Origin of the sequence: Pseudarthrobacter sp. fls2-241-R2A-168, from assembly GCF_030209335.1 — a bacterium.
Taxonomy (GTDB): domain Bacteria; phylum Actinomycetota; class Actinomycetes; order Actinomycetales; family Micrococcaceae; genus Arthrobacter.
On the sequence record NZ_JARVSG010000045.1, the window covers coordinates 1 to 15,341 of the forward strand.

Below are 15,341 nucleotides of genomic sequence, written 5' to 3' on the forward strand. Positions count from 1 at the left end.
CAGCTACTTCAGTACCGAAGGCTTGAAGGTTATCTCCCTGCTGGAGGACATCGCGAAGGAGCGAGGCACCACCATCGCAACGACAGCCCTCGCCTGGCTTCTCACCCGGCCCCACATCGCCGCGCCAATCGCCAGCGCCCGCACCGTGGAACAATTGCCCGACCTCATGGCAGCAGCCTCCCTCACCCTCACAGAACCGGAAATTCACCGCCTCGACGAGACCTCCGCTCTCATCCCGGCCTGACCAAACGTCCACGAGTCGAACAGCGGGAGAAGCACTGCGGGCGGCGGCCTAGGCATAAGATGATGCGCCGCATGCCGCCTCCCTACCCTCTACGTCTCACTATCTTTCCGACCGTGACTTGCTGTCCCATTCCTTGGAATTGAGTCGGGCATGCCGGCAGTGCCTTCCAGCGGAGACCAGGGGCCTGAATGAACGGGAAAAAGCCGGTGAGACTTCGCGAGCCGGAGAAGTCGACTATTACTGGGCCTTCTTCCTCCACCGAGGTTTGTTCTCTTCTTTGGCTAAAGGTTCGCCCTTGGGTACTTTGCCGGTTAGCTCGGTTTCCCGTCCTCCACTAGGGTCTCGCCCTGAAGCACGTAGACCTTGCTAATTCTTTTCCGTTCATGAACGACGCCGCTATCCCCCGGGAGCCTACTGGCCGGCACTTCGGTTCCAGCACGTGAGCCTTTCGAGTTCCTTGGTTTGCGGGATCCCATGCAAGGACTGAAAGTCCCGCTACGTCTCCTGACGCAATTTGGCCTGCTCAACCTGTTCGGTTATCCAGGGCCGGTGTCCGCGGTGGAGCACCAGGCTCTTCGGCAGTCCCTGGACGGAGGCGCTGGTACCGGAGGCATCTATGGTTACCGGCCCGGCGCCCGTGGGAGCGTTGGTGATGTGCAGGTGGCCGAAGGACTGCGGAAGCACCGGGTCCAACCACATGCTGCCTTCGGACACATGCACGTCATAGCGCATCAACGTCGTTACCAGGAAAATCGGGGTGGTCGCTGCCCAGGCCTGAGGCGAGCACGCCGTCGGATAGGGCACGGGTGCGACGAGCTGCTCCCGGTCAAAGCCGCAGAACAGTTCAGGCAAACGGCCGCCTGAGTACTCGGCGGCCTCGAGCAGGGCGGTGGCGATCCGCTGAGCTTGCTCCACGAAGCCGTAGCGCAGCAGCCCGGCCGCGATGATCGCGTTGTCGTGGGGCCACACCGAGCCGTTGTGGTAGCTGGCCGGGTTGTAGGCGCCCATGTTGGTGGCCAGGGTCCGCACGCCCCAGCCGCTGAACATCTCGGGGGACATCAGCCGTTCGGCCACCAGTGGGGCCTTGTCCTCGTCCACCAGACCGTGCCAGAGGCAGTGGCCCATGTTGGAGGCGCAGGCGTCTACGGGGCGCTTGTCCTTGTCCAGGGCGACGGCATAGTAACCCTTGTCCGGCAGCCAGAACTGTTCGTTGAACCGCTGCTTCAGCCGTGCCGCCCGGTCCCGCAGGTCGGCAGCCAGGTCCGCTTCACCGGCATCGTAGGCCATCCACGCCCGCGCCATGTACGCGGTGTAGACATAGGCCTGCACCTCGCAGAGGGCTATTGGCGGCTCGGCCAGGGTGCCGTCGGCGAAATTGATCCCGTCCCAGGAGTCCTTCCAGCCCTGGTTGATCAGGCCCCGGTCATTCAGGCGCTCATATTCGACGAATCCGTCGCCGTCCTTGTCCCCGTAGTCCCGGATCCAGTCCAGCGCCCGGTCCACGTGCGGCATCAGCGCGTCAATGGTTTCCCTGGCAAAGCCCCAGCGACTGACCGCCCCCAGCATCGTCACGAACAGTGGGGTGGCGTCCACGCTGCCGTAGTAGGCGGACTTCCCGCCCAGGGCCAGCCCACTGGAGACATCGAGGCGGACCTCGTGCAGTATCTTGCCCGGTTCCTCCTCGCTCACCGGGTCCACCACCGTGCCCTGGCGGTCGGCCAGCGTCTGCAGCGTGCCGAGGGCCAGGGCAGGGTCCACCTGCAGCGACATGGCCGAGGCCAACAGCGAATCCCTGCCAAACAGGGTCATAAACCAGGGCGCGCCAGCGGCCACCACCACCCGGTCCGGGTGCTCCGGATCCTGGATCCGCAGGGCGCCCAGGTCGTCGTAGCTGCGCCGCAGGGTCCGTTCGATGGAACGGTTGCCCATGCGCAGTACCGGGATCCTGGCCACCCATTCCCGACGGCGCCGGTCACTTACGGACAGCCCACCACCCCCCGGATGAACAAACGGCGCCACGGGACCGTCTCCGTCGGCGGAGGGCACTACGCTGAACACCGTGCTCCAGTGCCCGTGGGGCGGCACGACCGCCCGGTAGACCATGGCATCCGCGGTGACCTCTGCACCCCTGGCCTGGACGGTGGCGCCCTTGCGGATGTCCTGCCAAGTGCCCCGGATGGCCAGAGAACCGTCCCCGGACTGGCGGGACTCGACCCACTGCCGCCGGATGTGTGCCTCCTTCACCTCGAACAGGTCCGCGAAGTCGGCCCCCACGCTGAGGGAAACAACGCACTCCGCCGGGTCCAGGCCATAGTTCCTGATCGTCACCTGTTCCTGAAGGCCGACCCCCACCTCCCGCAGCCGCTCCACGACCAGCGGGGTGTCCGCATACCCGTCGCGGCGGGCAACGCGGCAGACAAACAGAGCCCGGTACGGCTCCTTGGTTTCAGCCGCCAGCGGCTCCAGCGGCTGGCCGTTGATGGCCAGGCTCCAGCGGGAGACGACGCGGGTGTCTTGGAAGAACACCCCCTGCGGCAGTTCCGGGTGAATGTCCCCGTTCGGTGACGATATGCAGAAGGATGAACCTTCCACCAAGGTGACCGTCCCGGCTCCCAGCGGTCCGGCAGCAGTATCGGCATTCCATCCAGCCATCCCTGGCTCCTTCATAGGATTTGGCCCGGACGCCGCCGCCCGATGCCGGACCGAGCGGCGGTCCTCACGATCCTCTAACCGACGCTACGCCGGTCTTTCCCGCGGCACCAGAGCCGATGCCGCCACACGGCAACCACATTCTGGGGGTCCGGTTGCACAGCCGGTACGCGCTCGAAGACCGACCTCTCGGGTCAATGATTGAACGCACGACGCGTAGCCGTTGGCTCGGAGTCAAAGCGGCATTGGCGTGGGGCAGGAGGACGTCCTGCTTGCCTCAGCGGTTGTCTAAGCAACTTCCACTGCGCAACCGAAGGTCCTCACGAATGAGTGAGCGATTCCAGCAAGTCATCACATTCACCCAATGAACGTCCCTGGGCAGTAGATCTAGCCTGGCAAAGCTACATCCCTGCGGCTAATCGTATCCGGCGAAGATGCAGCATGGTGGCTAGCGGGTATGGCAGATTTGGGTTCTGCTGACGCTTATCGAGCTGGCTCAGTTCTCGGCGGACTTGAAGTACATCTGTTCCACGGCCTCAACGTGGACCTTTCGATAGATGGTGCCGGAGGTTACTCGATCGCCTCGACAATCCCGAAGCGGTATATGCACCGGTCGCACCGAAGGCGGCCGCAAACTCCTGGTCGCCGGCCCGTTGGAACCCTCCCTCTGAGGGCTCGGTAACGCTTCGTGAGTTCGAGTTCGATTTCGAACGAGGTAAGGATCGGGCGAGATGTACCCGGCCTTCCAGGGGCCGCACGGAGGCGCTGGTTGATCCTCCCCCACCGCACGTATTCGAGCGTGGCGAGCTCTCGCCTGCCAGGCGAGCTGAACCTTTGCACTCCGCTCGAGATCGAGTAAGCCTACTACGCTGACCTCGATTCGGCCCACCCGGCGATCGCCGCACAGTGAAGCCGATAGCGACGAAACCCTAGCCGATCCATAGCTGGACGAAGTTGGAAAGCGGCACCAGTTCATCATTACGCATCCGGAGTTCAAGCGAGCGTTCGCGGAGGACTCGAAGCGGATCCTGGCGGCGTTCGACTACGGGCTCGAGAATGAGGAGAAGTCCGGGCGCACAGCACCACTAGCTCGGCTGAACCTGATGGTGGAGTAGGATGGCCACTCATGTCGGATCGCGGACCGTTGCGCGATCGTACGCCGTGGGCGACCGGCCCTGGCATCAAGCGGACAGCTGAAAGGTGCGAATCCGCGAATGACTCGTCACTCGGTCCGACTTCCCGAGGAGCTCGGTGACCAGTAGGCGTTGGCAAGGAGTTCACGGCGTTCGTCGATGTGCTCCTGCGGCACAGGGTGAGTCGCGATGTACAGCTTGTCGTGCTTGATGCCTTCGAGCACCATCGGCCCGACCTCATCGGGGTCGATCGGGGGCCTCAAAACGGTGTTCTGGGTGCCTCCAGTCTGCCGTGGATCGGTGGACTGCAGTTCGTCCGGTAGATAGCTCGACCAGGGCTTCACGCCGCGGACCTCAGACCGCTCCTGCTCCGGGCGTAGGCGCTCACTCGTGTTAATTCGGGTTGTGACCGCTCCCGGGTACAAGATCGAGACACCGATGTCGAGACCGGCTGTCTTGTACTCCTCACGCACTACGAGTGAGAAGCCGTCAACGGCCATCTTCGAAGCGGAGTACGCGGAATGACCTGCGATCGGGCGGAGGGAGGCCATCGAAGACGTGTTGACGATGTGCTTGTCGCCGGGCTGCTGGCGCATCCGCGGCACGAACACGTGGTGACCGTGCAGAACGCCCCACCAGTTGACGTTCATCATCCATTGGAAGTCTGCGTACGCGGTATCCCATGACGCCCGGAACGGGCGCATCGTAACCCCTGCGTTGTTCACGAGAATGTCGACGTTCCCGAAGCTTGCGTACGCTTCCTCGGCGAGCGATTCCACCGCTTCGAGCTTCGACACATCGGTTTGCACAGCAATCGCGTTCACCCCGAGTGCCAAGACCTCATCGCGGGTAGCCTCGGCCGCTTGAAGATCGATGTCCGCTATCGCGACGTTGATGCCTTCCCTTGCGAACGTCAATGCCATTGACCGGCCCATCCCCGTTGCGGCCCCAGTGATGACCGCGGTGCGGCCCCGCAAGTTCTCCATGACATTTCCTTTCGTCGGCTGACAGAGGCGTGCCACCCCGGCGGTAATGCGTCAGCGCGCCGGGTCTACGCGTCCGGGCTTACGGCTACGGCGCATCGCTCAGGGAAGGATTCAGGCACAAAAACAGGTAGACCGTGCTGAAGATGGCGCTCCAGCCCGATGGGGCTGACAACGCCATCGTTCGACAGTCATCGATTCGCCGGATCAAGCCTTGACTTTGTTCCGCTGAATCAGTTGGCGAGCGATTACGCCCTTTTGAATTTCGTTTGTGCCCTCACCCACGATCATGAGGGGCGCGTCCCGGAAATACCTCTCAACATCGAACTCGGTGGAATATCCGTAGCCGCCGTGAATTCGGATCGCATCGAGGGCAATCTTCATAGCCGCTTCAGATGCAAACAGCTTGGCCATGCCCGCCTCCATGTCGGCACGATCGTTCGAGTCGTATCGACGCGCGGCGTAGTGAACAAGCTGCTGGGCAGCGGTCAGGTTCGTTGCCATGTCCGCGAGATGGTTGCCGATCGACTGGTGCTGCCAGATCTCCTTGCCGAAGCTCTCCCTCTGCTGGGAGTAGCGGATCGAATCTTCCAGCGCAGCCCGCCCCACGCCGAGTGCACGAGCGGCCACCTGAATTCGGCCGACTTCGAGCCCGCGCATCATCTGGCCAAAACCATGACCCTCCGTCTCGCCCAGAAGCGAACTCTTCGGCGTCCGGAAATCTAAAAACGATAGCTCGCAGCTCTCAACCCCCTTGTAACCGAGCTTCGGAAGGTCACGGGAAACCTCGAAACCAGGACCCTTCTCGACCAGGAGGATACTCATACCGCGGTGTCTCGGCTCAGCAGCAGGGTCTGTCAGGCACAGCAACGCCACTAGCTGGGACCGTCTCGCATTCGTGATCCACGTCTTGGAGCCATTGATGACGTAGTCCTCACTATCCTTGCGAGCTACGGTACGCATCGCCTGAAGGTCGGAACCTCCCCCGGGTTCCGTCAAAGCCATCGTGGCCCTGATTTCTCCGGTCGCCATCTGCGGAAGATAACGATCCTTCTGTTCCTGCGAGCCGTAGGTGAGAATGAGCTTCGCGACAACTGTGTGTCCTCCCATTGCCCCAGCGAGACTCATCCATCCGCGAGCCAGTTCTTCCGTGACTGCCGCGTAGCAGGGGGTGCCCACTGCCCCCGCACCCCACGGCTCCGGTATCGCAAGACCGAAGATCCCCATCTCCTTCATTTCATCGATGAGGTCGGCGGGGTACGTGTTCGAGTGCTCGAGTTCCTGCACCACCGGCTTTACGCGAGCCTCGACCCAGGAGCGCACGAGATTGACCATATCCTTCTCGTCGGCACCGAGTTCGTACATGTTGTCCTGCATGGTGTTGTCCTTCGCGGTGAGAAAACCGATGGGTTCTGCCTCCCGTCTGGAGGCGTATGTTGGTTGATACTCAACCACGTCCATGCATCAGCGGATCTAGGGCACGAACGCGGCGAGTCTCGGCTAGTGCGAAAGAACCGGAAGCTGCGGTACCGGTCCCGCAAACAGGCCGGACTGGTGAGCGCGCTCAAGAAGGTCCAGGATCGCTCGAGCGTGTGCGTAGTCGATCATGTGCCCCTTGTGGCGGACTGCCGCATGGCCGGCCTCCACGGCCTCGGTGAGCGCTTCCATGAGTTCCACTGCCTCCTGGATCTCCTCCTGCGACGGCGAGTAGATCTCGTTGACGATGGCGACGTGGCTCGGGTGGATGACGTGACCGGACGTTGCTCCAAGTGCTCGCGCCTGCTCGTGAACCTCGCGAACAACGTCAAGGTTCGCCACGTCGGTCGCGGGTCCACCCAGAATCTGAGTGACGCCGGCGGCACGCGCCGCCGTCATGGCAGCCAACGCGTAGAGGTTCCCTTCGCGCGCATCCGGACTCAGACGGATGTTTAGCGACCCTGCGAAGTCACCACCGGGTGCCGCGACACCCAAACCGTTCACGCGCTTCACACGCTGCGAAGCCATACAAATGTCGTACAGGTGATGCAGACCGGCCGGAGATTCGATGCAAGGAACGATTTCGATCCCGCCAATCGGCAATCCCCGCGCCGCTTCAAGTTCGTCGAGGACGAGGCTGAGAGCGGAAACGTGATCTCGGCTCTCGCACTTCGCAAGCATGATGCCATCAAGCCCCGGAGCGACAATGCCGTCGACATCTGCGATGAGTTCGCCCGTACCCCACCCGTTCACGCGAGCGAAAAGGCCAACGTTCTCCGAGGCATGCGCTTCGAGCATTTCGCGGATGCCCTGACGGCCTTCAGCCTTGTTCGCAATTGGAACACTGTCCTCAAGATCGAGGAACAGGGCGTCCACCTGCGTGTTGATGGCCTTCGGCGCCCATGCGGGCTTATGTCCAGGCACCCACAGGAATGAGCGGTACCAGCGACCTACTGACCGAGACGTTGTCATTTGATCTCCTAGATATGGATGTCGTTATGGAGCAGTTCGGAATCTATCCCGACTATCTGCTGGAAGCATAGCAATCATACGCATGGATTTGCAACCTTAGATCCGGACGTCTGAAGCCAGGAAAACGGGTCTACCCCTAGCACCCGGCGATGTGCCGGATGCTCATGCTCCGGGGCTGAAGGGAGACGATTATGGCTTCGACTTTGGCCAGCCGGCGGACCCGCTTGGGCACGATCAGAGCTCGGAGGATCTGTTACGGTCTAGCCACACCGTGACCGCAGCCGTCCATGAAGAGTCTGCCTGCGCGTGGAGGTCTTGCCGTTATGGGAGTTACCCCTGCCGTGTCGTAGGGGTACCCAGACTCTATGCCAAGGTGGTCGCTCATCTCGGTTTCCACGGCCCCTCCAGGACAGCGCTGTCATCCTAGAGAGGAGTTCCTCACAAGCGTCGCGGGCCCTCGCATGCTCCTCCGCTGCCGTGACGAGCGTTCGATCTGGTCAGATCCGCGCACAAACGCTTTCAAGGGGTCGGAGGTCAAACTGACCTCGGCAAAGAGGCCCGCCCCTTTCGACGGTGAAACCGCAGGTCACACCCTGGTCAGAGACCGGGCCATACAAACTTAAGGAAACACCCGCGCCACGAGGTCGTGATCGCTGCCGCCCGCGCGGCAAATTGATCTGACGATCACGGCCCGGATCTATCCCGAAGTGGGACAACTGTGCCGAATCCTTGCTATCCAAGACTGGCATTAGTCGTCCACAGATGGCATCAGTGGGCTACCAATCTTCGACGACGTCCTCCACGACGCGACAGAAGGCAGGTGCATCTTCCAGAATGAGGTGATGGTGGCCTGGGCTGGACACCACTGAGTCAGCACCTAAGGCTGCGCGCGCCATCGCGACCACCGCCGCGTCGGCAACTCGCGACTTCGGGCCATGGATGAAGGCCACACGCCCACTAACGTTGCTCTGGACTTCGGCCCAGGGGACAGTGTTCAACCGATCAGGCCTATAAAGGACCTTCGGGTCGAACTTCCATACCCAACCGTCACTTCGATGGCTTAGCCCGTACCGCACGATATGCTCAACTACAAATTCTGCAGGGAGGGTCTGAGCTGGCAGGAGCCGAAAAGATGCCACCGCTTCCGAGACACTCGCGTATGCGCGGCGTGGAGCAGCGGATCGGCGCTCCTCGACGGACCTGGACTGGAACGGGCGACCTATCGGCGAATCGACGACGATAAGTCCACCCCACCCCGGATCCTCGCGGCCTGCGGCCAAACAGGCAACCGTTCCGCCCAACGAATGCGCAATGACAATAGGACGATCACCGCCCCATTCATTGACCGACTCGCGCAGCTCATTCGCCCAAGTCGCTGTTGAATAGCTTTCGCGCCAGTCAGAATCCCCGTGACCGCTCAGATCGATGGCCACGACTCGATCGAACGCACGTGCAGCTAGTCTCGGCGCAATGTGATCCCACCAGTGCGCATGAGCCGCACCGCCATGAACCAGCACCGCGGTCCGACCGGAACCCTTACCCCACCGAAGTCCTGTCAGCGTCTTCTCGCCGTCGCGCCGCTGAATCGGGGTGCCACATTCCGCGATAGAGTCTCTAAACCATTCCGGCTCGCACATGTCTTGCCTCCACAAATTCGCCCACAATGGGCGACGTCTCTGCGCTGCTCAAGCGGGACGAGGCGCGTACAAATTGGTTTGAAAATAGTAGGGCTGGTGAACACTCACCTACATTTTCCATTGCCAGGATCCGCTACCTCATGCCAACAACACCGCCCGTCCGCTGTTGCCAATGCTCACGCAGCCATATTTGCCGATCCATTCTTGGAACCACCTTGGCTTAGCGCGATAAATCTGTCCATCAAGTCAGTGGTCCCGCGTTAGAAAGTAGGGCCAAGATCGGCGATGACTCGCCCGCCGGTGATAAACCTCGTCGAGGTCGTCCATCAGATAGCCGTTCGGAAATGTCACTGTCCGTGGTTTTGTCGTGGTTGAGTTCACGTCTCGGTGACTCTCACAACTGTTGCTATTCCACAGGGCGCTTCATCATTAATCCCGCGCGATGAGCGATGTGAACGATTTCATCGCGCTGATTGAGACCCCGGTGCTCGAAGTAGACGATGCCGGAGTCGGGGCGGCTCTTGGACTCACGCTTGTCAAGGATGGTCGTCTCCGCGCGCAGCGTGTCGCCGTGGAATACCGGCTTCGGGAAGTCGAACTTTGTATAGCCGAGGTTGCCAAGGCTGGTGCGCAGCACCAGGTCGTTCACGATCATCCCCCCGATGACGCCCGCAGTCCACAGGCTTGGCACCAGGCGCTGGCCATAGAAGGTGCCCTCCATGTAATGCTGGTCAAGGTGGAGCGGCGCCGGGTTCATCGTGAGCCCGCAGTACAGGATCGTGTCGGTCTCGGTGACCGTACGCGTCCACTCGTGCTTGTACTCCTTGCCGATCTCGAAATCTTCGTAGTAAAGACCAGCCATGATCTCTCTCCCTTAGTTAGTAGTGGTTTACTTTTCGCCGAGCAACTCTGCAAGGACCTCGTCGGTGTGCTCACCGACCGCCGGCACACCGTGGTAGCCAGGCCCGTCGTAGCCGTTCATATGAAGCACCGGCCCCGGCATCAGCACCCGTCCGAGAGCGCTGCCCGTGAACTCGACGAGGGTCCGCTCCAGATAGTGCGGGTCCGCGACGACGTCGCTGGCATCGTTGACCGGGCTGCAGACCACCTCGAATTTATTCAGTTCATCGAGGATTTCAGCCGCGGGTCGCTCGGCCACCCAGTTGCCGACGATCTCTTGAAGTTCGTCGTTATGCTGCAGACGCACCGCGCTGGTAGCGTATCGGGGATCATCGATGATTTCCGGACGGCCCATGGCCGCGAAGAGTCGCTTCGCGACCCCCTGGTTCGACGCTGCGATCGCCACATGCTTTCCGTCGGCTGCTTCGTAGATGCCACGCGGAGACGACGAGCCGGTGCCATTGCCCACCCTGCCCTGCACATGACCGGTTGCGGTGTAGTTCATGATCATGTCGCCGACAATGAACATCAGCGGTTCGTACAGTGCGACATCGACGTGGGCGCCGACGCCGGAGCGTTCCCGACCAAACAACGCCATTGACGTACCCATCGCGGCGCTGATCCCCGCGATCGAATCGGCGAAACCGAATGGAGGTGACACCGGCGGCTTGTCGGGCCAACCGTTGACATGTGCAAAACCACTGCCGGTCTCCGCGGCCGTCCCGAATCCGGGGCGCGCGGAATTGGGTCCTGTCTGGCCGAAACCGCTGACGCTCGTCATCACCAGTTCGGGGTGGTTGGCCGATAGTGCGCTGTATCCTAAGCCCCAGTCGTCCATGCGGCCCGGGCGGAAAGACTCAATGACGACGTCCACTTTTTCAGCGAGACGGCGAACGGTCTCGCGGCCTTCCTCCGAACGCAAGTCCAGACCCACCGAACGCTTCCCGCTGTTGAGCCGCGCGAATCCGACCGCCTGACCGTTCTTCATCGGCGTCCACTGGCGAGCGTAGTCGCCAACCGTAGGGTCCTCCACCTTCATCACGTCGGCGCCGAAGTCCCGCAGCATGCGCCCGCAGGTGGGGGCCGCGTACATGCTGCCGAGCTCGAGCACCCGAATGCCGGCGAGTGGGCCGGCAGTGCGATCTTGTGTCACGTTCTTCTCCTTGATGTTCAGTGGACGATCAGACTCAGTAGCTGCGCGGAAGCCCGAGCACATGCTCTCCGACGTAGTTCAGGACCATCTCCTGACTAATTGGTGCCAGACGCATTAGCCGCGCTTCGCGGAAGTAGCGCTCGACGTGAAACTCCTTGCTGTAGCCCATTCCGCCATGCACCTGGAGCGCGACATCGGCCGCAAAGTAGCCGGCTTCGGCGGACAGCCATTTCGCGTAGTTCGCCTCCGCGCCACAGGGCAGCCCCTGATCTACCATCCAAGTCGCCTTTTGCAGGAGCGCATCGGCTGCCTCGATTCGAATTTTCGCCTCAGCGAGCTGAAAGGAAATGCCCTGGTTTTGGCCGATTGGCCGACCAAACACCACTCGGTCCTTTGCATACTGCGTGCCACGCCGCAGTGCTGCTTCACCCGTCCCGAGCATGGCGTTGGCTGCTACGACGCGCTCGGCATTCAGACCCGTCAGGATTACCTTGAATCCGTTGCCGACCTCGCCGACCACGTCCTCTTCAGGAACAAATAGTCCGTCGATGAAAAGTTCATTGCTGTCAACAGAGTTACGGCCCATCTTAGGAATGGACCGGATCGAGACCTTTTCCCGATCCATCGGGGCAAAGAATACTGTCAGTCCGTCGGTACGCTTGGCACCGTCTTTGAGAGGGGTAGTGCGAGCAAGCAGCACCATCCGCTCAGCCCGCTGAGCATTGGATATCCAAATCTTCTGACCTGAAACCAACCAGCCGCCGTCAACCTTCTTGGCAAAAGTCGAGATGTTCGTGGTGTCGGTACCCGCGTCAGGTTCGGTGATGGCAAACGAGATCTGGAGGTCTCCGGCAGAAACCCGCGGAAGGAACCGCTGCTTCAGCTCCTCGCTACCGTGCTTCAAGATTGGCTCGAAGCCGAAGATGCCGATATGCACCGCGGAACAGCCACCCATACCAGCGCCTGACGCCGCGATTTCGCGCTCGACAATGGCCGCTTCCGTCACTCCGAGTCCGCCGCCGCCGTACTCCTCGGGAATCGTCAGGCCCAGCCACCCACCCTCGACTATCGCGTTGAAGAAGTCCCAAGGGAAATCGTGCTGGTCGTCGCGCTCGAGCCAATACTCATCCGTAAACTTCGCGCAGAGAGTCCGCACCGCCATTCGTATGTCGTTGTGGACAGGGTCGGTGGTGAAGTCCATGTTTTGTCTCCTTCGCGGCACCGAACCCGCAACGTCGTTGGTGCCTGTGGTGACGCTGCTGTGAGCAAACGTCCTACCGGTGATTTCTGCTCGTATTTCCCGAAAGAAGCGCAAGGGCGGTGTGCATTCCCTGCCAAGCTGTTCCTATTCTTGCCAATCATGCGCCTAGATGTCAAGTTGTGGACCCCGGCCAACACTCGGCCTCGACGAAGGCGCCCGGGCAATTAGGTGTTCCGGCCTGGTTTTCGGGGCTTGAGGTCCGGCCATCGCGAAACTCACTTCGGATTCCCTTTCCGGGTTAAAGAAGCATCGGGGGTGGTACCCAAGGGTCCCTTTCCCGCGACAGCCAGGACCAAGTCGCCTTGATCATCCGCTTGTCTTCGCCCACGCCCGCCACCTGCTCGCGTTCGCCGCGGCCCCCTGTGAAAACACTTCCAATAAATTCGATCGACGATGCCGATGGAACCCGTCCAAGAAGAAATTAATCCCGTACCATTGTCGTCGGAGCGTCCTTTTACCCCGCGGGCTTCTCCGCCTCGCCAGAACAATCCTGGTCGAGGAAAACGACCGGTGGGAAGCAAACGACCGATGCTACCTTTCGGCGGGCCCATGACGCAAGGCAGGCCTTCGACGCCGCCATCAGGGAGTTGATCGACAAGACGATTGCCCTCCCGAATACAGCGCGGCGTAATCAATTTCTGCCCTGTGCGGTGTTGAGGAAACTCATCATTCCGCGCGAGGTCTCCATGATCGAATTGGAAAAGAAGGAGGCGACACAATGCACACACGCGCACTGGGCCAGGGTCTGGAGGTCTCCGCGATCGGGCTCGGCGCTATGGCGATGTCCAGCGGCTACGGGCCTAATCCGGGCGACCGTGATGACATGGTGGGCGTGCTGCGTTATGCCGTCGAGCACGGTGTTTCTCTTATCGATACAGCGGAAATCTATGGTCCGTATGACAACGAGATTCTCGTTGGCGAGGCGATCGCGCCGATGCGCGACCGGGTAGTTGTCGCGACCAAGTTCGGTTTCGACATCGCCCAAGGGCGAACGCAAGGGGTCAACTCACGGCCGGAGAATATCCGTCGTGTCGCTGAAGAGTCGCTTAGGCGCTTGAAGGTCGAAGCCCTGGATCTCTTCTACCAGCACCGTGTCGACCCGACCGTGCCGATCGAAGACGTCGCCGGGGCTGTCGGCGACCTCGTCCACGAGGGAAAAGTGAAGCACTTCGGTCTGTGCGAGGCAAGCGCGACCACCATACGCCGTGCGCACGCCGTGTTCCCTGTGACAGCGGTGCAAAGCGAGTACTCGCTCTGGACGCGGGACCCCGAGCCCGAGGTGCTACCTACCTGCGCTGAGTTGGGCATCGGCTTCGTCCCGTTCAGCCCCCTCGGCAAGGGGTTCCTCACCGGATCCGTGCTACCCGACGCCACCTTCGCTCCCAACGAAATTCGTGCCAACGTCCCCCGGTTCAAAGCAGACAACCTGCGCGCCAATCAGGCCCTCCTCGACCACGTGAGCGACCTCGCCGCCGCGCGCGGAGCCAGACCCGGTCAGATGGCCCTCGCTTGGCTGCTGGCGCAGCATCCGTTCATCGTCCCCATCCCCGGAACCCGTCGCCGCGAGCGCATCGACGAGAACGTCGGCGCCGCCTCGATCGCGCTCTCCGCGGACGACGTCGCCGACCTGAACACTCTCACCAAGCGGATTGGCGTCGCTGGCAACCGCTACGACGAGGCCGGCATGGCAGCCGTCGGCCTCTGACTGCCAAGGGAAAATCGTTAGCTCACGTATACGGACAAAGACGCCTGCCCTGAGGATCTGTCTCAGCGATTCCTTTGTCAGCGGGTGAGGCCACTCCAGCGTCCGCAGCACCAATAGGCACGATGCAGTCGCCCACCAAGCCGAGGAAGCCCGCACGCACGAGCGTCCGTGATCACCAGAGAGGTCACTGACGGGGGCCAAGAGGTTTGCCTCCGAGTAACATATGGCGTCTGACTAATCTGTATCTGTCAAGCCGCGTTTTCCGTTGCAGATGCGGCATTGACGTCGGACAAATACGGCGGGCCATGTAACGATGCAGCGGCAGATTCCCTTGTCCCTACGACCTTAGCCGCTCACTGTTCCACGTGCTCACACGGCTGGCCGTTATACCTTATCCAATTCACCGCGACCGCGTTCAGTGGCAGACACCCAGGACAAACCGGGGTGTGAGCGACAACTAAAATTGAGGTCACTTTTCCAAGATGATGGACATGGTTCAACAGGGCCGTCAGCGGCCGGTACCAGGCGCTGTAGCAGTCACATCGGAAGAGCACGCTAACTATGAGCCATATATTCCGGGCGGGCGGCTAGTAGCCATCGTCTGGGGTGGGAGGCCAGCAGCTTGCCCCTGGGCGTACACCGCATTAGCGCCGGGCTTGAAGAGCTACTTGTGACCTGAACTCTAGACATGCCCCACTCCAGTCGGAGTCGGCCAAAACTCGCCACGTCGGCGGCAGGGAGGTCCTCCGGCGAACCACTGGCACCGCCGCGTTTTCCGGCCGTACCCAGCGCTTCGTGGACGAGGGCGTGGACCCGAGATAGGTCAACGCGAGAGGTCGGCGTTGGCGTTATTGGCGTAGTCCCGCTGCAGGTTCTTCGGGAGGTACTTCTCCTCCATCATGCGTACGTCCTCGTAACTGGGCCTACCGAAGATATCCCCACCGCCGACGAAGTTGGGAGTGCCCTCGTACTGCGTCATTGACGCGTTGTACTGGTCGATCGGGGACAGCTCACCAGTTTCCTTCACCTCGAGCAGGAGGTTCCAGACCTCCTGTATCCCCGGCCTGGTGAAGGGCACGATATTGATCGTCTGACCCATCTCACTCAGATCAGCAACCGACGGCGTCAGGCCGGCCTTCTTGCTCGGGATCGCGTAAGCAGGGCCCGGAGTCTGGGCCAGCGCGATCCGGACCTCCTCCCATGAATGCAGACCCTCATAGAAGATGAC

General features: G+C 61.4%; 11 protein-coding genes. 2 read left to right on the forward strand and 9 right to left on the reverse strand.

Going from position 1 to position 15,341, the window contains the following annotated elements; all coding sequences use genetic code 11:
• Nucleotides 1-244, forward strand: a 244-nt coding sequence (locus tag QRN11_RS20795; protein ID WP_285314327.1) for an aldo/keto reductase, incomplete at its 5' end; no start/stop codon positions are given.
• 495 nt (nucleotides 245-739) lie between these two features.
• Here QRN11_RS20795 and QRN11_RS20800 read toward each other — a convergent pair.
• The 8 genes from QRN11_RS20800 to QRN11_RS20835 all read right to left on the reverse strand — a co-directional run bounded on the left by QRN11_RS20800 (nucleotide 740) and on the right by QRN11_RS20835 (nucleotide 12,348).
• The gene (locus QRN11_RS20800; protein ID WP_285314328.1) at nucleotides 740-2,896 is read right to left on the reverse strand and encodes an amylo-alpha-1,6-glucosidase; all 2,157 of its coding nucleotides are present in this window, start codon (nucleotides 2,894-2,896) and stop codon (nucleotides 740-742) included.
• A gap of 1,219 nt (nucleotides 2,897-4,115) precedes the next feature.
• Nucleotides 4,116-5,012 (reverse strand): SDR family NAD(P)-dependent oxidoreductase, encoded by an 897-nt coding sequence (locus tag QRN11_RS20805; RefSeq protein ID WP_285314329.1) that lies wholly within the window; start codon nucleotides 5,010-5,012, stop codon nucleotides 4,116-4,118.
• Nucleotides 5,013-5,216: 204 nt separating this feature from the next.
• Entirely contained in the window at nucleotides 5,217-6,386 is a 1,170-nt protein-coding gene (locus QRN11_RS20810; RefSeq protein ID WP_285314330.1) for an acyl-CoA dehydrogenase family protein, read from the reverse strand.
• A gap of 123 nt (nucleotides 6,387-6,509) precedes the next feature.
• Nucleotides 6,510-7,457 (reverse strand): HpcH/HpaI aldolase/citrate lyase family protein, encoded by a 948-nt coding sequence (locus tag QRN11_RS20815; protein WP_285314331.1) that lies wholly within the window; start codon nucleotides 7,455-7,457, stop codon nucleotides 6,510-6,512.
• Between the two features lie 776 nt (nucleotides 7,458-8,233).
• Nucleotides 8,234-9,094 (reverse strand): alpha/beta fold hydrolase, encoded by an 861-nt coding sequence (locus QRN11_RS20820; RefSeq protein ID WP_285314332.1) that lies wholly within the window; start codon nucleotides 9,092-9,094, stop codon nucleotides 8,234-8,236.
• A gap of 406 nt (nucleotides 9,095-9,500) precedes the next feature.
• A complete protein-coding gene (locus QRN11_RS20825) occupies nucleotides 9,501-9,956 on the reverse strand; it encodes a MaoC family dehydratase (RefSeq protein WP_285314333.1) in 456 nt (151 codons plus the stop codon).
• Between the two features lie 27 nt (nucleotides 9,957-9,983).
• Nucleotides 9,984-11,147, reverse strand: a complete 1,164-nt coding sequence (locus QRN11_RS20830; RefSeq protein ID WP_285314334.1) for a CaiB/BaiF CoA transferase family protein — start codon at nucleotides 11,145-11,147, stop codon at nucleotides 9,984-9,986.
• Between the two features lie 34 nt (nucleotides 11,148-11,181).
• Nucleotides 11,182-12,348: an acyl-CoA dehydrogenase family protein gene (locus tag QRN11_RS20835; protein ID WP_285314335.1), complete on the reverse strand. Its 1,167-nt coding sequence runs from the start codon at nucleotides 12,346-12,348 to the stop codon at nucleotides 11,182-11,184.
• 778 nt (nucleotides 12,349-13,126) lie between these two features.
• Between QRN11_RS20835 and QRN11_RS20840 the strand changes: the two genes are divergently transcribed.
• Nucleotides 13,127-14,113 (forward strand): aldo/keto reductase, encoded by a 987-nt coding sequence (locus QRN11_RS20840; protein WP_285314336.1) that lies wholly within the window; start codon nucleotides 13,127-13,129, stop codon nucleotides 14,111-14,113.
• 823 nt (nucleotides 14,114-14,936) lie between these two features.
• Here the strand turns inward: QRN11_RS20840 and QRN11_RS20845 are convergent.
• Nucleotides 14,937-15,341 (reverse strand): hypothetical protein (locus QRN11_RS20845; RefSeq protein WP_285314337.1); only part of this gene is annotated, 405 nt, incomplete at its 5' end.